Annotated in this window: 20 protein-coding genes; 6 read left to right on the top strand and 14 right to left on the bottom strand. The window is 71.7% G+C overall.

Going from position 1 to position 18,698, the window contains the following annotated elements; translation table 11 throughout:
* The first annotated feature begins 1 nt into the window (after position 1).
* Positions 2 to 904, top strand: a complete 903-nt coding sequence (locus tag OG448_RS22400) for a deoxyribonuclease IV (RefSeq protein ID WP_405556318.1) — start codon at positions 2 to 4, stop codon at positions 902 to 904.
* On the opposite strand, the gene OG448_RS22395 is transcribed toward OG448_RS22400, so the two are convergent.
* Complete coding sequence (locus OG448_RS22395) at positions 901 to 1,533, bottom strand: sulfite oxidase-like oxidoreductase (RefSeq protein ID WP_405556316.1); 633 nt, start codon at positions 1,531 to 1,533, stop codon at positions 901 to 903. The two genes, OG448_RS22400 and OG448_RS22395, sit on opposite strands and share 4 nt — an antisense overlap.
* A gap of 153 nt (positions 1,534 to 1,686) precedes the next feature.
* Here OG448_RS22395 and bfr point away from each other — a divergent pair, with 153 nt between their 5' ends.
* Positions 1,687 to 2,178 (top strand): bacterioferritin, encoded by a 492-nt coding sequence (gene bfr / locus OG448_RS22390; RefSeq protein WP_405556315.1) that lies wholly within the window; start codon positions 1,687 to 1,689, stop codon positions 2,176 to 2,178.
* A gap of 9 nt (positions 2,179 to 2,187) precedes the next feature.
* Here bfr and OG448_RS22385 read toward each other — a convergent pair whose 3' ends face one another.
* Both OG448_RS22385 and OG448_RS22380 read right to left on the bottom strand, forming a co-directional pair.
* Entirely contained in the window at positions 2,188 to 2,439 is a 252-nt protein-coding gene (locus OG448_RS22385; RefSeq protein ID WP_405556313.1) for a bacterioferritin-associated ferredoxin, read from the bottom strand.
* Positions 2,440 to 2,593: 154 nt separating this feature from the next.
* Positions 2,594 to 3,949 carry a class II 3-deoxy-7-phosphoheptulonate synthase gene (locus OG448_RS22380; protein ID WP_135790431.1) on the bottom strand — a complete coding sequence of 452 codons (1,356 nt, stop codon included), beginning with the start codon at positions 3,947 to 3,949 and terminating at the stop codon, positions 2,594 to 2,596.
* 122 nt (positions 3,950 to 4,071) lie between these two features.
* Here OG448_RS22380 and OG448_RS22375 point away from each other — a divergent pair, with 122 nt between their 5' ends.
* Positions 4,072 to 4,128, top strand: coding sequence for a trp operon leader peptide (locus OG448_RS22375; protein ID WP_350881435.1), 57 nt, complete (start codon positions 4,072 to 4,074; stop codon positions 4,126 to 4,128).
* 127 nt (positions 4,129 to 4,255) lie between these two features.
* Positions 4,256 to 6,181 (top strand): anthranilate synthase family protein, encoded by a 1,926-nt coding sequence (locus OG448_RS22370; protein ID WP_405556311.1) that lies wholly within the window; start codon positions 4,256 to 4,258, stop codon positions 6,179 to 6,181.
* 6 nt (positions 6,182 to 6,187) lie between these two features.
* Here the strand turns inward: OG448_RS22370 and OG448_RS22365 are convergent, their stop codons facing one another.
* From OG448_RS22365 to OG448_RS22335, 7 genes are all read right to left on the bottom strand, one after another.
* A complete protein-coding gene (locus OG448_RS22365; protein WP_405556309.1) occupies positions 6,188 to 7,216 on the bottom strand; it encodes a 6-phosphofructokinase in 1,029 nt (342 codons plus the stop codon).
* A 90-nt stretch (positions 7,217 to 7,306) separates the two neighbouring features.
* On the bottom strand, positions 7,307 to 8,443 hold the full coding sequence (locus tag OG448_RS22360; protein WP_405556308.1) for an HTTM domain-containing protein: 1,137 nt from the start codon (positions 8,441 to 8,443) through the stop codon (positions 7,307 to 7,309).
* Positions 8,433 to 9,044 (bottom strand): DUF5819 family protein, encoded by a 612-nt coding sequence (locus OG448_RS22355; RefSeq protein ID WP_405558892.1) that lies wholly within the window; start codon positions 9,042 to 9,044, stop codon positions 8,433 to 8,435. Before OG448_RS22355 ends, OG448_RS22360 begins: the two co-directional genes overlap by 11 nt.
* 246 nt (positions 9,045 to 9,290) lie before the next feature.
* Positions 9,291 to 10,586: an ice-binding family protein gene (locus OG448_RS22350; RefSeq protein ID WP_405556306.1), complete on the bottom strand. Its 1,296-nt coding sequence runs from the start codon at positions 10,584 to 10,586 to the stop codon at positions 9,291 to 9,293.
* 367 nt (positions 10,587 to 10,953) lie between these two features.
* Positions 10,954 to 11,625 (bottom strand): response regulator, encoded by a 672-nt coding sequence (locus tag OG448_RS22345; protein WP_405556304.1) that lies wholly within the window; start codon positions 11,623 to 11,625, stop codon positions 10,954 to 10,956.
* A complete protein-coding gene (gene macS, locus OG448_RS22340) occupies positions 11,622 to 12,815 on the bottom strand; it encodes a MacS family sensor histidine kinase (RefSeq protein WP_405556303.1) in 1,194 nt (397 codons plus the stop codon). The genes OG448_RS22345 and macS overlap by 4 nt, the downstream gene beginning before the upstream one ends.
* Positions 12,816 to 12,844: 29 nt before the next feature.
* Complete coding sequence (locus OG448_RS22335; protein ID WP_037855357.1) at positions 12,845 to 13,582, bottom strand: 1-acyl-sn-glycerol-3-phosphate acyltransferase; 738 nt, start codon at positions 13,580 to 13,582, stop codon at positions 12,845 to 12,847.
* A gap of 160 nt (positions 13,583 to 13,742) precedes the next feature.
* Between OG448_RS22335 and OG448_RS22330 the strand changes: the two genes are divergently transcribed.
* Together OG448_RS22330 and OG448_RS22325 are read left to right on the top strand one after the other, a co-directional pair.
* Positions 13,743 to 14,522: an alpha/beta fold hydrolase gene (locus tag OG448_RS22330; protein ID WP_164191325.1), complete on the top strand. Its 780-nt coding sequence runs from the start codon at positions 13,743 to 13,745 to the stop codon at positions 14,520 to 14,522.
* Positions 14,515 to 15,102 (top strand): hypothetical protein, encoded by a 588-nt coding sequence (locus OG448_RS22325; RefSeq protein WP_405556301.1) that lies wholly within the window; start codon positions 14,515 to 14,517, stop codon positions 15,100 to 15,102. Before OG448_RS22330 ends, OG448_RS22325 begins: the two co-directional genes overlap by 8 nt.
* 6 nt (positions 15,103 to 15,108) lie before the next feature.
* Here the strand turns inward: OG448_RS22325 and OG448_RS22320 are convergent, their stop codons facing one another.
* The 4 genes from OG448_RS22320 to OG448_RS22305 all read right to left on the bottom strand — a co-directional run bounded on the left by OG448_RS22320 (position 15,109) and on the right by OG448_RS22305 (position 18,683).
* On the bottom strand, positions 15,109 to 15,861 hold the full coding sequence (locus OG448_RS22320) for an endonuclease/exonuclease/phosphatase family protein (RefSeq protein WP_405556300.1): 753 nt from the start codon (positions 15,859 to 15,861) through the stop codon (positions 15,109 to 15,111).
* 65 nt (positions 15,862 to 15,926) lie between these two features.
* A complete protein-coding gene (locus OG448_RS22315; protein WP_391291456.1) occupies positions 15,927 to 16,880 on the bottom strand; it encodes an ROK family glucokinase in 954 nt (317 codons plus the stop codon).
* Between the two features lie 67 nt (positions 16,881 to 16,947).
* Positions 16,948 to 17,454: a DUF5304 domain-containing protein gene (locus OG448_RS22310; RefSeq protein WP_405556298.1), complete on the bottom strand. Its 507-nt coding sequence runs from the start codon at positions 17,452 to 17,454 to the stop codon at positions 16,948 to 16,950.
* Positions 17,455 to 17,510: 56 nt separating this feature from the next.
* Complete coding sequence (locus OG448_RS22305) at positions 17,511 to 18,683, bottom strand: ArsA family ATPase (RefSeq protein WP_405556297.1); 1,173 nt, start codon at positions 18,681 to 18,683, stop codon at positions 17,511 to 17,513.
* Between the last annotated feature and the right edge of the window lie 15 nt (positions 18,684 to 18,698).

The following is an 18,698-nucleotide window of genomic DNA, read 5'->3' as shown; positions in this document are numbered from 1 at the left end:
GGTGACACTCCAGCCGTCCCCCGCAGCTCCCCTCACCGTCCCCGGTGCCCTCCGCAACCCCGTCGGCGCGCATGTGCCGGTGGCCGGCGGGCTGCACTCGACGGGGCTTCCGTACGCCCGTGAGCTGGGGGCGGAGACCGTGCAGGTCTTCGTGGCCAACCCGCGCGGCTGGGCCACCCCGGCCGGGAACCCGGCGCAGGACGAGGCATTCCGGGCGGCCTGCGCGGCGGAGTCCGTACCGGCGTACGTGCACGCGCCCTATCTGATCAACTTCGGCTCGCACACCGAGGCGACGGTGGAGCGATCGGTGGACTCGCTGCGGCACTCCCTGCGGCGCGGGCGGGACATCGGGGCGCTCGGGGTGGTGGTGCACACCGGCAGCGCGACCGGCGGGCGCCCGCGCGAGGTGGCCCTGAAGCAGGTTCGCGAGCATCTGCTGCCGCTGCTGGACGAGCTGACCCACGACGACGACCCGTTCCTGCTTCTGGAGTCGACGGCCGGTCAGGGTTCCTCGCTGTGCTCGCGGACCTGGGACTTCGGCCCGTACTTCGAGGCGCTGGACGCCCACCCGAAGCTCGGCGTCTGCCTGGACACCTGCCACATCTACGCCGCCGGGCACGATCTGACCGGCCCGGACGGCATGCGGCAGACCCTCGATCTGCTGGTGGAGACCGTGGGCGAGGGGCGGCTGAAGCTGATCCACGCCAACGACTCCAAGGATGTGGCCGGCGCACACAAGGACCGCCACGAGAACATAGGCTCGGGACACATCGGCGAGGAGCCGTTCCGCGCTCTGATGGCTCACCCGGCCACGGCGGGCGTGCCGCTGGTCATCGAGACCCCCGGCGGCAAGGAGGGCCACGCGGCGGACGTGGCCCGGCTGAAGCGGCTCAGGGACGGCTAGAGCTCGGGACCGTCTCCGGGCTCCTCCTGGTAGGAGTAGCGCTGTTCCTTCCAGGGGTCGCCCACGTTGTGGTACCCGCGCTGCTCCCAGAAGCCCCGGCGGTCGGCTGTCATGTACTCCACGCCCCGGACCCACTTGGGGCCCTTCCACGCGTAGAGGTGCGGGACGACCAGGCGGGCCGGGAAGCCGTGCTCGGCGGTGAGGAGTTCGCCGTCCTTGTGGATGGCGAAGATGGCGCGGTCGTCGGCGAAGTCGGCCAGCCGGAGGTTGGCGCTGAAGCCGTACTCCGCCCACACCATCACATGGGTGACCTCGGGGGCGGGCGGGACCAGGTCGAGGATCGCGCGGGCGGGCACGCCGCCCCACTCCGCGCCGAGCATGCTGAACTTCGTCACGCAGTGCAGGTCGGCCACGACGGTGGCGTACGGCAGGGCGGTGAACTCCTCGTGGGTCCAGGACCGCTTGTCACCGTCGGCGGTGGCGCCGAAGACCCGGAAGTCCCAGCGCTCGGGGCGGAACTTGGGCACGGGCCCGTAGTGCGTGACCGGCCAGCCGCGCTGGAGCCGCTGCCCCGGCGGAAGATCTGCCGCTGCCCCCGTTCCAGACGCGCGTTCCACCGGATGACCCATGTCTCCATCCTGACAGACCCGGCGGGGTGCATCCGACCAGCACAGGTACATTTCCGGCATTACCTAATAAGTGTGCGCTTACTGGACGGCTCCGGGCGCCGATGGAATCATGCGGCAGCATCTGCCAGGTATGTCCGGAAGGAGCCCATCCCGATGTCAGGCGACCCCGAGGTCATCGAGCTGCTCAACGAACAGCTCACCGCCGAGCTGACCGCGATCAACCAGTACTTCCTGCACGCCAAGCTCCAGGACCACAAGGGATGGACGAAGCTCGCCCGGTACACCAGGGCCGAGTCCTTCGACGAGATGCGGCACGCGGAGTCCCTGACCGACCGCATCCTGATGCTGGACGGCCTGCCCAACTACCAGCGGCTCTTCCACGTCTCGGTCGGCCAGACGGTGACGGAGATGTTCCGGGCGGACCGGCAGATCGAGGTCGAGGCCATCGACCGGCTGCGCCGGGGCGTGGAGATCATGCGTGCCAAGGGCGACATCACCTCGGCCAACGTCTTCGAGGCGATCCTCGCCGACGAGGAGCTGCACATCGACTACCTGGAGACCCAGCTCGACCTGATCGAGAAGCTGGGTGAGTCGCTCTACCTGTCCACGCTGATCGAGCAGGTCCAGCCGGACGTGGCGGGCTGAGCCCGAGGGTCAGGCGGCGTCACCGAGGCGGCGTGCGGGTGCCTCTGCGGCGGCGGTGACGAGCACCGGCGGGCGCTGGGTGATCTGCTCGCGGCGCGGGCAGGCGCCCCGGCCGAGGAGGGCCTGGATGCGGCGGACACAACCGCCGCAGTCGGTGCCGGCCTTGCAGGCGGAGGCGATCTGGCGCGGGGTGCAGGCGCCGTCCTCGGCGTGCTGCTTGACCTGCTGCTCGGTGACGCCGAAGCAACTGCAGACGAACACCAGGTTCACCTCCCGACGGGACCGCCGATAGCTGCCGTCGCCGGATTTCGGTGAGGCAAACCTAACCTAACCCAGTGGCAGGGGGCCGGGGAAGCGGAAGGGCGCGGATCTCATGTGATCCGCGCCCCACTTCATGCTCGGCGCCGCTCGGGCCTCACTGGTCCCGGTACATCTCGGCGACCAGGAAGGCGAGGTCCAGCGACTGGCTGCGGTTGAGCCGGGGGTCGCAGGCCGTCTCGTAGCGCTGGTGGAGGTCGTCGACGAAGATCTCGTCGCCGCCGCCCACGCACTCGGTGACGTCGTCGCCGGTCAGCTCCACGTGGATGCCGCCGGGGTGGGTGCCCAGACCCTTGTGGACCTCGAAGAAGCCCTTGACCTCGTCCAGCACGTCGTCGAAGCGGCGGGTCTTGTGCCCGGAGGCCGCCTCGAAGGTGTTGCCGTGCATCGGGTCGGTCACCCAGGCCACCGTGGCACCGGACGCCGTGACCTTCTCCACCAGCTCGGGCAGCCGGTCACGGATCTTGTCGGCGCCCATGCGGACGATGAACGTCAGCCGGCCCGGCTCCCGGTCGGGGTCGAGACGGTCGATGTAGCGCAGCGCGTCCTCGGCCGTGGTGGTCGGGCCGAGCTTGATGCCGATCGGGTTGCGGATCTTGGACGCGAACTCGATGTGCGCGCCGTCCATCTGCCGGGTGCGCTCGCCGATCCACACCATGTGTCCGGAGACGTCGTACAGCTTGCCGGTGCGGGAGTCGACGCGGGTCAGCGCGGACTCGTAGTCCAGCAGCAGCGCCTCGTGCGAGGAGTAGAACTCGACGGTCTTGAACTCCTCCGGCTCCGCGCCGCAGGCCCGCATGAAGTTCAGCGCCTGGTCGATCTCCCGGGCGAGCTGCTCGTAGCGCTGGCCGGAGGGCGAGGACTTCACGAAGTCCTGGTTCCAGGCGTGCACCTGGCGCAGGTCGGCGTAGCCGCCGGTGGTGAAGGCGCGGACCAGGTTCAGCGTGGAGGCGGAGGCGTGGTACATCCGCTTCAGCCGCTCGGGGTCCGGGTAGCGGCTCTTCTCGGTGAAGTCGAAGCCGTTGACGGAGTCGCCCCGGTACACCGGCAGGGTCACGCCGTCGCGGGTCTCGGTGGGCTTGGAGCGCGGCTTGGAGTACTGGCCCGCGATCCGGCCGACCTTGACCACCGGGACGGACGCGGCGTACGTCAGCACGGCGCCCATCTGGAGGATCGTCTTGACCTTGGCCCGGATGTGCTCGGCGCTCACTCCGTCGAAGGACTCGGCGCAGTCGCCGCCCTGGAGCAGGAACGCCTCGCCCTTGGCGACGGCCGCCAGGCGGGCGCGCAACTGGTCGCACTCGCCCGCGAAGACGAGGGGCGGATAGGTCGACAGCTCCGCGATCACTTCGCGCAGAGCCTCGGTATCCGGGTATTCGGGCTGCTGCGCCGCGGGCAGGTCTCGCCAGGTCGCCTCGGCGGCAACGGCTCGGGAATCAGCGTTCACGGTCACCCTCCCAACATTACGGGGTCGCAACCGGTGCTCCCCGCCCCGCCCGAAGGGTGAGACGGGGTGACTGCTCCGTGGACGCCTTTCCCCGCGTCGGGCCGGGCCGATGCGGTAGGGTCGGCGCCATGTTCGCGCAGTCGATCCAGAACTGGTGGTGGACCGCTTTTCCGGCGGCCCACTGATTCGCGCGCACTACCGAGACTTCCGCGAAGGCCGCCCGAGGGGCGGCCTTCGGTGTTTCCCGGGGTCCGTCCCACGACCGGCGTCCGTCGTCCCCGCTTCCGGACCGCCCGACGCAAGAGGACCCCCATGACCCAGCCCGACCTGGCCCGTCTCGCCGACGGCAGCCGCCCCTTCGCCCTGCTGCACCGCCGCACCCCCGGCCGGGACACCTCCTCGGTCGAGGTGTTGCTCGGCCCGGTCACCGCCCACGAGGAGCTGGCCGAACTGCCCGACGAGGGCCTGGCCCTGATCCCGTTCCGGCAGATCCGCGAGCGCGGCTTCGACGTCCGCGACGACGGCACCCCGCTGCTGGTGCTCCACCCCGAGGAGTCGTACGAGGTCCCGCTCGAGCGGGCGCTGGAAACCCTGCCCGCGCATCCGGTGCGGGTCGAGGACGGCGGGTTCGACGTGCCCGACGAGGAGTACGGGGAGATCGTCGGCCGGGTGCTGCGCGAGGAGATCGGGCGGGGGGAGGGCGCCAACTTCGTGATCCGTCGGACCTACCGGGGCGAGATCCCCGGCTTCTCCCGGGCCGACGCGCTCGCGCTGTTCCGGCGGTTGCTGGCGGGCGAGCGGGGCGCGTACTGGACGTTCGTGGTGCACACCGGAAATCAGGACGGGCCCGAAGGGCCTTCCTCGGAAGGGCGGGGGCGGGTGACGGGTGGGCGCACGTTGGTCGGGGCGAGCCCCGAGGTCCATGTGCGGATGTCCGGCGGCACGGTGGTGATGAACCCGATCAGCGGGACGTACCGCTATCCCGCCGAGGGGCCGACCCCGGAGCATCTGCTGGACTTCCTCGCCGACGCCAAGGAGACCGAGGAGCTGTCCATGGTCGTCGACGAGGAACTGAAGATGATGTGCACCGTCGGCGACCGGGGCGGGGTGGTGGTCGGCCCCCGGCTGAAGGAGATGGCCCACCTCGCGCACACCGAGTACGAACTGCGCGGCAAGACCTCGCTGGACGTCCGGGACGTGCTGCGCGAGACCATGTTCGCCGCGACCGTCACCGGCTCACCGGTGCAGAACGCCTGCCGCGTGATCGAGCGGTACGAGCCCACCGGGCGCGGCTACTACGCCGGCGCGCTCGCCCTGCTCGGCCGGGACGCCGGGGGCGCCCGCACCCTGGACTCCCCCATCCTGATCCGCACCGCCGACATCTCCGCCGACGGCCGGCTGAGCGTGCCGGTCGGCGCGACGCTCGTGCGCGGCTCGGACCCGGCCGGCGAGGTCGCCGAGACCCACGCGAAGGCGGCGGGCGTGCTGGCCGCGCTCGGGGTACGCCCGGCCCGGCCGCGTACGGAGCGGGAGCGGCCCCGGCTGGCGGACGACCCGCGGGTGCGGGCCGCGCTGGACGGCCGCCGCTCGGCGCTGGCGCCGTTCTGGCTGCGGATGCGGGAGCCGGCCGCCCCGCTGGGCGCGCACGCGCTGGTGGTCGACGGCGAGGACACCTTCACCGCGATGCTGGCCCACGTCCTGCGCTCGGGTGGTCTGGAGGTGACCGTACGGCGCTTCGACGAGCCGGGGCTGACGGAGGCGGTGCGGGCCCACGAGGGTCCGGTGGTACTGGGTCCCGGCCCCGGTGACCCCTCCGACGCGGCCGACCCGAAGATGCGGGCCCTGCGGGAGCTGACGGCGACCGTGCTGCGCGAGCACCGGCACGGGGTGCTCGGGGTGTGCCTGGGGCACGAGCTGATCGCGGCGGAGCTGGGTCTCGACATCGTCCGCAAGCGGGTGCCGTACCAGGGGGCCCAGACGGCGATCGACCTGTTCGGGCGGGCGGAGACGGTCGGCTTCTACAACAGTTTCGTGGCCCGCTGCGACGACGAGGCGGCACGCGAACTGGCCGCGCACGGCGTAGAGGTGAGCCGTACGCCGGACGGCGAGGTGCACGCGCTGCGCTCCGGCCGGTTCGCCTCGGTGCAGTTCCACCCGGAGTCGGTACTGACCGTCAACGGGGCTGATCTGGTGCGGGAGTCGGTCTCCGGGCTGCTGACGGCGCGCACCGGCTCGTAGCGCGGGTCAGCCGAAGAACACCCCGGCCTCCGCGTACAGCTCCGGGTCGACCGTCTTCAGCTCGGCGGTCGCCTCGGAGATCGGGATGCGCTCGATGCGAGTGCCGTGGAGGGCGACCATCTTGCCGAAGTCGCCGTCGTGGACGCAGTCGATGGCGTGCAGTCCGAAGCGGGTGGCGAGCCAGCGGTCGAAGGCGCTCGGGGTGCCGCCGCGCTGGACGTGCCCGAGCACGGTGGTGCGGGCCTCCTTGCCGGTGCGCTTCTCGATCTGCTTGGCCAGCCACTCCCCCACCCCGGACAGCCGGACGTGCCCGAAGGAGTCGTGCGACTCGTCCTTGAGGACCATCTCGCCCTCCCTCGGCATCGCCCCCTCCGCGACGACCACGATCGGGGCGTACGCCGCCTCGAAGCGGGAGGTGATCCAGCCGCACACCTCCTCCAGGTCGAAGCGGTGCTCGGGGATGAGGATGACGTTGGCGCCGCCGGCGAGCCCGGAGTGCAGGGCGATCCAGCCCGCGTGCCGGCCCATCACCTCACAGACCAGCACCCGCATGTGGGACTCGGCGGTGGTGTGCAGCCGGTCGATGGCCTCGGTGGCGATGTTGACGGCGGTGTCGAAGCCGAAGGTGAAGTCGGTGCCGGAGAGGTCGTTGTCGATGGTCTTGGGCACGCCCACGCAGGGCACGCCGTGCTTCTCGTACAGCGTGGCGGCGACGCCGAGGGTGTCCTCGCCGCCGATGACGATCAGCGCGTCGACGCCCTGTTCGGCGAGGTTCTCCCGGACGCGGCGCACCCCGTCCTCGGCCTTGAGGGGGTTGGTGCGCGAGGAGCCGAGGATGGTGCCGCCGCGCGGGAGGATGCCGCGTACGGCGGGGATGTCCAGCGGGACGGACCGCCCTTCGAGGGGACCGCGCCAGCCGTCCCGGAAGCCGGTGAAGTCGTAGCCGTACTCCTGGACGCCCTTGCGGACGACGGCCCGGATGACGGCGTTGAGGCCCGGACAGTCGCCGCCCCCGGTCAGCACTCCTACGCGCATGGTCCGTCCCTTCGCCGCGGGTTTCCCGACTCCGCCACGGTAAGGGTGATACAGGTCACACAACGAGGGGTAGGGGGCGAATCCGGTGAATCACCGGGCTGCGGAGCGGTCTCCGACGGGATCGGCTGCCGGGTCCTCCCCCTCGGGGGGACGGGCCGACGAGCCGAGCGGGGCGGGGCCGGCCTGTGCGGGTACCGATGCGGCGCCGGCTGCTTCCTGGGGCACCGGCCGACCCCTGCGGGCCAGGCGCCGGTACAGGTGGGGCAGGAAGGCATAGAAGCGGTCGGGGAGGAACACGGCGTCCGCGATGATCATCGCGCCCGAGAAGAGCGGCAGCCCCATGAGGACCGCGATGCCGAGGTGCATCCCGAGCAGCATGACCAGCACGGGGTACTTGAGCCGGCCGAAGAGCACGAACGGGAAGGCGACCTGCAACAGCACGGTCATGTACCCGGCGACCGCGATCAACGTGGTGTGCGCGTCCACGAACTGGGAGAGGGCGGGCCAGGGGCGGAAGAGTTCGAGGTGGAGGACGTAGTGGAGGGCGGTGCCGCTGCCCCACATGGCGCCCTGGACCTTGTAGAGGCCCGCCGATCCGTACAGGAAGCAGACCTGGGCCGCGATGAGGAACATGCCGCAGTTGTGCACGACCGTGGTCAGGGTGATCCGGGCGTCCCGGAGTTCCTGTACGAGCGGGCCCTTCACCGGCTCCTGTTGCGCCCCGTCCGCCCGGGCCGCCTTCGCCCGGACCCTGCGCGCGTCCAGCGACCAGCGCCGGCCGCACGCGGTGAGGACGAGGTAGAGGGACATCAGCAGGATCAGGTTGTCGCCGCCGTCGGTCATGAAGATCGCCCGGGCGTGGAACGAGGTCACCACGAGGGCGAAGAGCACGGAGGTGATCCGGGTGCGCCAGCCCAGCAGGAACAGGGTGGACGTGACGACGGCCGCCGCGTAGCAGAGCTCCAGCCAGGCGCGGTCGTCGGACAGGGTCAGGAAGCTGTTCCACCCCGTCTGACCGAAGAGCTGCCGTGCCAGGGCCGGGGTCCACGGCGAATCGGGGCCCCAGATCTCGTGGCGGTGCGGAAACTCGCGCAGCAGGAAACCCAGGTAGAGGAAGCCGTAGCCGATGCGCAGCACCGACGCGGCGTACAGGGACACCGGCCGGCCGGTCAGCAGTTCCCGGAGGGCGCCGCACCGGTCGGTCGAGGAGATCTGCTCACTTCCCATGGCTGGACACCTTCCACCACGGCAGAAGCCGGTTCTCGGCGGGCTTGGGCGGGCTGCCCGCGGAGCCCGGGGCGGGGATGGGCCGGGTGATGACACGGAGCTGGACGAAGTCGAACGAGCCGCCCTTGTGCGCGGCGACCCGGTCCGCGGCGATGTCGGCCAGGTACTTCTGCATCATCAGGGCCCGTTCCGTACGGGACTTGTCGTCCCCGCCGTGCGAATCGACGTAGGAGGACCAGGCGCGGCGCAGCAGGTTCTGGGCGGTGTGGCTCGGGAACGGATCGTGTTCGACCGCCGCGTGGTCCACCGCGGTCAGGTCGAACCAGCCGCTCACCCGGATGGCTCCGCCCGGCCCGGTGTGGGCCGTTCTCACCAGGATCTGCCGGTTGACGGATTCAGGGTCCGGCGCGAAAAGTCGCCAATTCTGTTCGAAAAAAGGAAAGACCCACGCGTTGATCTGCGGGCTGAATCTTTTGGACACAGTATTGGCGGGAGCGACGTGCAGGAAAACAAGAAAAACGTGGACGAGAGCCGCCGCCACGCAAAGGATCACAGTGGTCCACAGGCCTGTCCTCACCACGAGGACACCGGTCGGCCGGATTTCCGGCGTCAGCTCGCCGCCAGGGCCTTCAGGTGCGGCCGGACCGGAAAGGGAGTGCTGGATCGCCTCCGCCTCCGACTCCGCATCCGCCGATTCGATTCGGGTCGGCACCGCCACCCCGCCTCTCTCAGATAACTGCTCGCGTCAGATATTCACCGCGGATCGCCACGGGCGGCGCACGGCGGGTCCGTGAGGACTCGCCGTGCGCCGTCGTCCGGTGGACGAATTCACCGCGGTGGGTGCCGTCTAGCCCTTGTACGCCTTGCCGTAGTCACCCATCTCCGGGACCTCGGGCTTGTCCTCGTAGCCATAGGTCTCGTCGGGGTGCTGGGGCTTGCTCTCGTGGCCCTGGCCCGGCTTGCTCTCGTGGCCCTGGCCCGGCTTGACGCCGTGGCCGTGGCCCGGCTTGACGTCGTGGTGCGGCTTCTCGTGCTTGCCGTGACCCGGCTTGTGGCCGTGGCCGTGGCCGTTGCCGTTGCCGTTGCCGTTGCCGTTGCCGTTGCCGTTGCCGCCGACGGTGTTGCCCGCGGTGTTGCCGGAGGTGGTGTTGCCGGCGGTGTTGCCCGCCGTGTTCCCGGACGTGTTGCCGGCGATGTTGCCGGAGGTGTCACCGCCGGTGACGAGGGGTCCGCCCAGGACCCCGCCGGTGACCAGACCCCCGCTGAGCAGTCCGCCGGTGGTCGCACCCGCGACGGTTCCGGTGGTGGTGCCGCCGGTCGTCGTACCCGTCGTCGTACCGGTCGTCGTGCCGGTCGTCGTGCCGGTCGTGGTACCCGTCGTGGTCCCACCGGTGGTGGTGTTCGCGCACGAGTTGAGGAAGATCCGGTTGGTGTCGAGCGTCACGGCACCGTTGCGGGCCAGCGCCCGGCCCTCGATGTTCGTCCCCGTGGTGACGCTGATCGAGGTCAGGGCCATGATGGTGCCGACGAAGGTGGAGTTCGTGCCGAGGGTGGCCGAACTGCCGATCTGCCAGTACACGTTGCACGGCGAAGCGCCGTTCGTGAGCAGCACCCGGCTGGAGGACGCCGTCGTCAGGGCCTCCGGGATCTGGAACACCCAGACGGCGTTCGGGTTGCCGCCGGCGTCCAGGATCAGGTCGCCGTTGAGCCCGACACCGGACACGGCGCTGTAGACACCCGGAAGCAGGGTGTTGCCGTTGCCGATGCCGGCCGGGAGCGCGAAGTCCGTGGCCTGGCCGGCGGCGTTGTTGTAGGCGGTGACCAGGTCCGCCTTGGCCTGGGCCGCGGCGGCGTCGGCGGAGTGGACGGCACCGAGCACCTGGCCGGGCGGGAAGCCGGTGATGGCCGTGCCCGGGTGCACCCCGAGGTCGTGAGCGATCACCGAGGGTCCGGTGTTGGTGACCTGCGTACCCGCGAGCACGGAGTAGCTGGCGGCCGTCGCCAGCGGAACGGGCGTGGCGATGGCGAGCGCCGGCGTCGGTGTGAGCGCGACCATCGTGGCGGCGACCGTCGCGGCAAGAGCCGAGGCGAGCACGCCGGACAGACTGCGGCGGTGAGCCACTTGATGGAACTTCAGCTTCATCGAAGGCCATTTCCTGTGGGGGCCGTTGGCATCCGGGCCCTATCCGAACGCCCGGTAGCCTTGTTGCTGTTGCGGCATATTACGCAGGAAATTTACGCGCCGAGAAAATTAGCGGTCGACAACTACAAGTAATCGTTTCTTCAGTGGCGGGAGGCGGGATGAAAAGAATCAGACTCAAAATTCTGATCATCCGGCGCATCCCCCGATTGCGTCGGGGCGGATTACGGCAGACGGGTCGGCGCGGTCCCGCCCGGCCGCGATGTATGCGCCGCCATGCATGACCCGGTGCCGCCAATGGGGTGGTTGTGCATGAGTTACCGATGAGCGGGCGTGGCGGTGAATTCGCGCATACTCCGATTGGGCCAGGTCAGTCGTCGAGGCCCCGCTCGATCGCGTACCGCACCAGCTCCACGCGGTTGTGGAGCTGGAGCTTGCCCAGGGTGTTCTGGACGTGGTTCTGGACCGTGCGGTGCGAGATGACCAGGCGTTCCGCGATCTGCTTGTAGCTCAGCCCCTTGGCGACCAGGCGCAGCACCTCGGTCTCCCGCTCGGTGAGCCGGGGCGCGCCCGGCGCTCCGGCCTCGGGTGCGGGCGCGGGCTCGGCGGCCAGCCGCCGGTACTCGCCGAGGACCAGTCCGGCCAGGCCCGGTGTGAACACGGGGTCGCCGGCGGCGGTACGGCGCACGGCGTCCAGCAGTTCGCCGGTGGACGCCGACTTCAGCAGATAGCCGGTGGCGCCCGACTTCACGGCCTCCAGCACGTCGGCGTGCTCGCCGCTGGCGGACAGCACCAGGACGCGCAGCGCCGGGTTGTGGGCGATGAGCTCCTTGCAGACCTGCACACCGGGTTTGACGGGCAGGTTGAGGTCGAGCACCAGCACGTCGGGGGCGGCGGCCTTGGCCCGGCGCACCGCCTGCTCGCCGTCGCCCGCGGTGGCGACCACGTGCAGCCCGGACTCGGCCAGGTCGCGGGCGACCGCGTCGCGCCACATGGGGTGGTCGTCGACCACCATCACCTTGATCGGGTCCTGCTCGGTCATCGCCGTTCCGCCTTCCCCCGCGCCGTCCGGGTGCTCTTCGGTACCTTCAACTCGACCTCGGTGCCCTGACCGGGCACGGAGATCACCTCGGCGCTGCCGCCGAGATCACGCAGGCGTCCCCGGATCGACTGGGCCACCCCGAGCCTGCCCTCACCCTCGGCCAGCGCGAGCCGGCCCTGCGGAATGCCGGGACCGTCGTCGCGGACGGTGACGATGATCTCGTCGGGCTCGTCCTCGACCAGAATCCAGGCACGGGCCTCGTCGCCCGCGTGCCGCCGCACGTTGTCCAGCGCCGCCCCGACGGCGGCCGCCAGCTCCCGCGCCGCCGTCGCCTCCAGCATGACCGGCGCGCCCGGTTCGGCGAGGCTCACCCGGGACCCGGCGTACGAGGCGAGCAGGGAGCGCAGGTCGAACGGGCCGGGGTCGGCCTGGGCCGGGTCGGCGGGGGTGCGGCTGGTGGGGAGCAGACCGCCGGAGACCAGGGTGCGCAGGGCGATCTCCTGCTCCCCGGCGAGCCGGCCCAGCTCGGCCGCCTCGCCGCCGATGACCGCGCCGCGCCGCTGGACCATGGCCAGTACCTGGAGCACGCTGTCGTGGATGTCGCGGGCCAGGCGCTCCCGTTCGCGGGTGGCGGCCTCGATCTCCAGGGCGCGGGCGAGGGTGCGCTCGGAGGCGCGGGCCACCTCGACCACGTAGCCGATGGCGATGGCGGCGACCCAGACCAGGATCACGTTGTGCACGGTGTCCCGCGCCGGGGCGCCCCGCTCGACCAGGTTGGCCACGGCGACCGCCGTGGAGGCGCCGGCCGCCCAGCGCCAGCCGCCCTTGAGGGCGAAGGCCAGCACCGCGCCCGCCGTCCATATCGACGGCAGGGTGGGGCCACCGCCCGCGATCCGGTGCGGGTCGTCGGCGAGCGGGGTGAGCAGGATGCCGAGGACCGCCACGGCCAGGTCGGCCGCGAGGAACCGCCGGGTGCAGCGGGCCGCGCTGGTCACCCGGGTCACGGTGGCGAGCGTCCAGATCACCAGCAGCGCGTAGTAGACGAGGGCCACCCAGGGGCGGACGAAGTGGGTGTAGGCGGTGGCGCCCAGGCCGAGCGCGTACAGCATCGTCAGGACGCGGTAGCCGGTGAGCGCGCGCCACAGCGGCAGCTCGACCGACATCCGCATGACCCGTTCGCCCCTGGCCACGGCGCCCCCGCCTCCCCCGAGCCGGGTCGCTACGCCCCGGTCTTCTCCGCCTTCTCCGCCTTGCCGGCTTCCTTCGCCGCCTTCGCCGCCTCCGCGATCTGCCGCTTGGCGGCCGTCGCGTAGATGTCGACGTACTCCTGGCCGGAGAGCTTCATGATCTCGTACATGACCTCGTCCGTCACCGCCCGCAGCACGAACCGGTCGTGGTCCATGCCGTGGTAGCGGCTGAAGTCCAGCGGCTTGCCGATCCGGATACCGGGCCGCATCAGCTTCGGCATCACCTTGCCGGGCGGCTGGATCTTCTCGGTGTCGATCATCGCCACCGGGATCACCGGCGCCCCGGTGGCCAGCGCCACGCGGGCCAGACCGCCGGGCTTGCCCCGGTAGAGGCGGCCGTCGGGAGAGCGGGTGCCCTCGGGGTAGATGCCGAACAGCTCACCGCGCTCCAGCACCTCTATGCCGCTCTTGATCGCGGCCTCGCCCGCACCGCGCGCGCCGGAACGGTCGACGGGGAGCTGCCCGACACCCTTGAAGAAGGCGGCCGTCAGCCGTCCCTTGAGTCCGGGGGTGGTGAAGTACTCGGCCTTGGCGATGAAGGTGACCTTGCGGTCCAGCATCGTGGGCAGGAAGAACGAGTCCGAGAAGGACAGGTGATTGCTCGCCAGGATCGCGGGCCCCTCGGCCGGGATGTTCTCCAGCCCCTCGACCCAGGGTCTGAAGGCGACCTTCAGCGGCCCTCCGATGGCAACCTTCATCGTGCCGTACAACACCCACGTGCCTCCCGATTCCGTCGCACAGACCTTAACCCGGACCGCCGCCAATGGCGCCGACGACCCTGGTCGGTGGCGATGCGGTCGCGTACGGTGAAGTACATCCGCCAATTCCGCACTCCTCATAGATCCACATACCGGAACAGGAGCCCCAAAGGTGCCGGTCCTTCCCGGAGCCGAGCCGTACCGCCACGACGGCGGGGAGGTGGGGGTTCTCCTCTGCCACGGTTTCACCGGCTCGCCCCAGTCGCTGCGCCCGTGGGCGGAGCACCTCGCCGCGCACGGCCTGTCGGTGTCGCTGCCCCTGTTGCCCGGTCACGGCACCCGCTGGGAGGACCTGCGGGCCACCGGCTGGGAGGACTGGTACGCCCACGTCGACCGTGAGCTGTGGCAGCTCTCCGAGCGCTGCGAGCGGGTGTTCGTCGCCGGCCTGTCGATGGGCGGCGCGCTGGCGCTGCGGCTGGCGGCCAAGCACGGCGAGCGCGTCACCGGAGTGGTCGTCGTCAACCCGGCGAACCGGGTGCACGGACTCGCCGCGCACGCCCTGCCCGTGGTCCGGCACCTGGTGCCCTCCACCAAGGGCATCGCCAGCGACATCGCCAAGGGCGCCACCACCGAGCTGGGCTACGACCGGGTCCCGCTGCACGCGGCCCACTCCCTGCGCCGCTTCCTGCGCGTGCTGGACGGTGAGCTGCCGCAGGTCACGCAGCCGTTGCTGCTGCTGCGCAGCGCGGTGGACCACGTGGTCCCGGCGGCCGACTCGGCACGGGTGCTGAGCCGGGTGTCCTCCACGGACGTAACCGAGAGCGTGCTGGAACAGAGTTACCACGTGGCGACGTTGGACCATGACGCGGACCGGATCGTCGAGGAGAGCCTCGCCTTCATCGACCGGCTCGCTCCCCGTGTCGGCAAGGAAGGGACGGCCCCCGTTGGCTGAGCACGACTCCGACCGCGAGGGCCGCGAGCCGGACGAGCACGGCACGCCCTTCGACGAGGACGCCGCCTGGCGGGCCATCGTCGCGGGGTACGGCGACGAGCCGCCGGACCCGCCCGGCTCCAAGCCCTTCCGCTCCATCGAGGACCTCGCGCTGCTGGAGAAGGACCCGGAGCCGGAACCGGACGAGGAGGGCACCGCCGAGAAGCCCGCGCCGGTACGCCCGCTGGGCAGCTCGGTCACCTTCGCGCCCGGTGTCGGCCCGCGCGACCACACCCCCGCCGAACCCTCCGACGACGCCGCCGGTGACTCGGGCGACGACGATGACGACGGCGAGGGTCACTTCGTACCGCCCGAGCCGCCTCCGCTGCCCGTCGCCGACACCACCGCCAAGTTCGCCTGGCTCGGGGTGGTCGGCGGGCCGATTCTGCTGCTGCTCGCCGTGCTGCTGGGCTGGGAGATGACCTGGTGGCTGACGACGCTCGCCATCGGCGGTTTCCTCGGCGGCTTCGTCACCCTGGTGACCCGGATGCGCACGGACGACGACGGTGACGACGACCCCGGCCGGGGAGCCGTCGTCTGAGCCTCGCTAGACGCTCGCCGGGATTCTGAGGGCGGCCAGGACCGGGAGGTGGTCCGTGGCCGCCCTCAGGTCGCTCCCGGTGACGCCGGGCAGGTCGGTGGGGACTCCGCAGGCGAGCACCTCGATACCCTGGGTGGCCAGGACGGCGTCGATACGGCGGGCGGGGGCCGTGGCGGAGAAGGTGTCCGTGCCGCCCCACGGGGTGACCGTCGCGGCGTCCTGGAGGGCGTCGGCGAGCAGGGTGAAGGCGGGGCCGGCCGGGCCCTCGTTCAGGTCGCCGCCGATCACGGCGTGCTCCACGCCCAGTGCGGCGAGGCGGTCGAGGAGCAGGCCGCTCTGTGCCTGGCGTTCGGCCTTCTGGAGGCCGAGGTGGCAGCAGACGAGCCCTACGCGGGCCTTGCCGAAGCGGACGACCGCGGTGGCGAGGCCCCTTCGGTGCTGGCCGGGTGTGAGGGGCAGCAGGACGTCCTCGGTGTGCTCGACCGTGGCGCGCAGGGAGCAGAGGATCGCGGGGCCGGCCGCGGGGGCTCCGCCGGTGAGGTAGACGAGGTCGGTGGCCTTGGCGAGGCGGGCCAGCTTCTTGCGCCAGCGGAAGAAGCGGGGGGCTTCCTGGAGGAGGAGTACGTCCGGGGCGCAGGCGTCGATCACTCGCGCCAGGGCTTCCGGGTCGTCCCTGAGTGAGCGGACGTTGTAACTGAGGGCCCTGATGATCGCGGAACCGTCTGACTCCGTACGGGAGTTGGGGAACGGGGTTGGCATGTGATCAACCTACTCGGGGCGCGGGGAACGTTCCCCGCGCCCCTGAGTCGGTGCACTCACCCGGTCTACATGACCGGGTCCGGCTCCCTCGCCAGGTCGGCCGCGCCGACCAGGCCGGCCTTGTTGCCGAGCTGGGCGGCGATGACGTCGGCGACCGGGCGCCAGTTGCCGCCGACCAGCCAGCGCTTGTAGGACTTGCGGATCGGGTCGAGGACCAGCTCGCCCTCGTCCGAGAGGCCGCCGCCGACGATGAAGGCGGAGGGGTCGAACAGCGAGGCCAGGTCCGCGAGGCCGGCGCCCGCCCAGCGGGCCAGCTCGCGGTAGGAGTCCACGGCCACCGGGTCGCCCTGACGGGCGGCCACCGAGATGTGCTTGCCCTCGATGGCGTCGGGGGTGCCGTCGCCGAGGCCCAGCAGGATCTCCGCGTTCTCCGGAGTGGCGTTGGCGCGCTGCTTGGCGTAGCGGACCAGGGCGCGGCCGGAGGCGTACTGCTCCCAGCAGCCCTGCGAGCCGCAGCCGCACAGCAGGCCGTCCGGGACCATCCGGATGTGGCCGAACTCGGCGGCCACACCGAAGTGACCCCGGCGCAGCTTGTTGCCGATGATGATGCCGCCGCCCAGGCCGGTGCCGAGCGTGATGCAGATGACGTTGCGGTGGCCCTTGCCCGCGCCGAACTTGTACTCGCCCCAGGCGGCCGCGTTGGCGTCGTTCTCCACGACCACCGGGAGACCCACGCGGGCCTCGACCTTCTCCTTGAGCGGCTCCTGGCGCCAGTCGATGTTGGGCGCGAAGTACACGGTCGAGCGCTGCCGGTTCACGTAGCCGGCCGCACCGATGCCCACGCCGACGATGTCGTGTCCGGCACGCGCGCCCTCGACGGCCGAGGCGATGGCGTCCACGATGGCCTCGGGCGTGCTGGGGGTCGGCACCTTGAAGGTCGAGAGGATGTTGCCTTCCTCGTCGACCACGCCGGCCGCGATCTTGGTGCCGCCGATGTCGACGCCGATGGTGAGTCCCATGAATCCCTCAGTTCCGGTCGAGCCCCGCTAGGGCCAACGGTACCCGAGGCCCCACCGGGCCAGACCGTCAGTCCAGGTCGATGCGCTCGCCCGGTCCGGTGCCCTCACCTGGGTCGCGGCGGCCGGCTGGCGGGGTGTCGGCCGGGGGCGGGGTGGGGCCGGTGGTCCAGCGCCGCTCCTGGGCCTGGACGGCCGAGCGGTAGGCGGCGAGCAGCTCGCTCCCGGCGGCGGCGAGGTGGTCGAAGACCTGGGGGTTGCGCTCGACGACCGGCTCGACGGCGGCCTTGGCCTGCTGGACCATCTGGCGCACCGCCTGCTGGGCGGCGGGCCCGGCCACCGCGCCGAACAGCGGGGACTGGAGGCCGGAGAGCTTGTCGGCCACGGAGTCCATGAGCCGGCGCAGCTCCTCGGCGGCCGTGCCGGGGGGCGGGGGGTTGGTGCCGCGGCGGCGGGCCTTCTCGGCGGCCAGGTCCTCGGCGGTGGCGGTGGCCCAGGCGTCGTCGTCGCCCAGGCGCGGCTGCTGGGGAGCTTCGGGCTCCTCGGGGGGCTGGGGTGCGGGGCGCTCTTCGCTCATGGCGGGCTCCTGACTACGGTTCGCGTCTTCGACGTTACCCGAACGGCGCAGTCCGTTCACTGTCCCGTGCCGGGCCACAGGGCGGGGTCGGGCGCGAACCGGACACACAGCTCGCCGTCGGTCAGGGCGGCCCCGGCGACGGTGCAGCGGCGCAGGGCGGACGGCAGGGAGACGATCCGGTGGAAGGGTCCGGCGGTGACCACGAGTTCGTCGCCGCGCCGGATCAGGTCGAGGTCGTCGCGTACGGCGCCGGGCAGCGGCAGGCGCCAGACGAGGGTGCCGTCCTCGGCGAGGCGGTCGGTGACCGGCCACTCGACGGGGTCGGGCGCGGGATTGACGCCGGGCGGGGCGAGCGCGGTGAGGTCGTCGGTGCCCCGCGGGTCGTGGCCGAGGTGCGGGACGGTGCGCACCTCGTACTCCTGAGCCCAGTCGGCCAGGGTCTTGCGCTGCTGGGCGAAGGGGCCGGCGAGCCAGGTGCCGTCGGCGGACTCGGGCAGCACGCGGTTGGCGATCAGGGTCTCGGCGCGCAGTCCGCGCAGGGCGAGGCCGAGGGTGGCGGCGCGGACGGCGTCGTCCCCGGCCGGGCCGGGTTCGGCGACCAGACGGACGGTGGTGCCCCGGTCGGCGACGACGGCTTCGACGGCGGCGAGTTCCAGGTCCCAGCGGGCAGCCGTCTCGTACAGCCAGTCGGCGGGCATGGGGACCCCGGCGAGGCGGCCGAGGACGGGGCGCAGGGCGCGGGCGGCCTGGCGCTCGGGCGGCAGGAGGCGGCGCAGGTAGCGGCGGAGTTCCTCGGGCAGGGCGAGCAGGGCGAGGGCCTGGGGCAGCGGGGGGAGGTCCACCACGAGCAGGTCGTAGCGCTCGGAGAGAGCCGCGTCGCGCAGGGCGCGCAGCACGGACAGTTCCTCGGCGCCGGGCAGCGGGGTGACCTCCTCGGCGTCCAGCCGGGAGGCGCCGAGGAGGTCGAGGACGGTTCCGGCGCGGTTCTGGAAGGCGGTGAGGTCCTCGCGGAAGCGGGCGTCGGCGTCGGGGCGCCAGACGGTGAGGTTCTCGGCGGCCTCGGTGGGCGTGGGTCCCGTCACCGTGCCGAGGGCCGCACCGAGCGTGTCGGCCCGGTCGGCGCCGAGCACGAGCACGCGGGCGCCGGTGCGGGCCGCGGCGAGCCCGGTGGCGGCGGCGACGCTGGTGCGGCCGCTGCCGCCCGGCCCGGTGATCAGGAGGGTACGCATGAGGCTGAACGGTAA

The organism is Streptomyces sp. NBC_01171 (genome assembly GCF_045039805.1).
Lineage (GTDB): Bacteria > Actinomycetota > Actinomycetes > Streptomycetales > Streptomycetaceae > Streptomyces.
The sequence above is the reverse complement of the archived record's forward strand: the minus strand, read 5'-3'. Positions and strand labels throughout refer to the sequence as shown.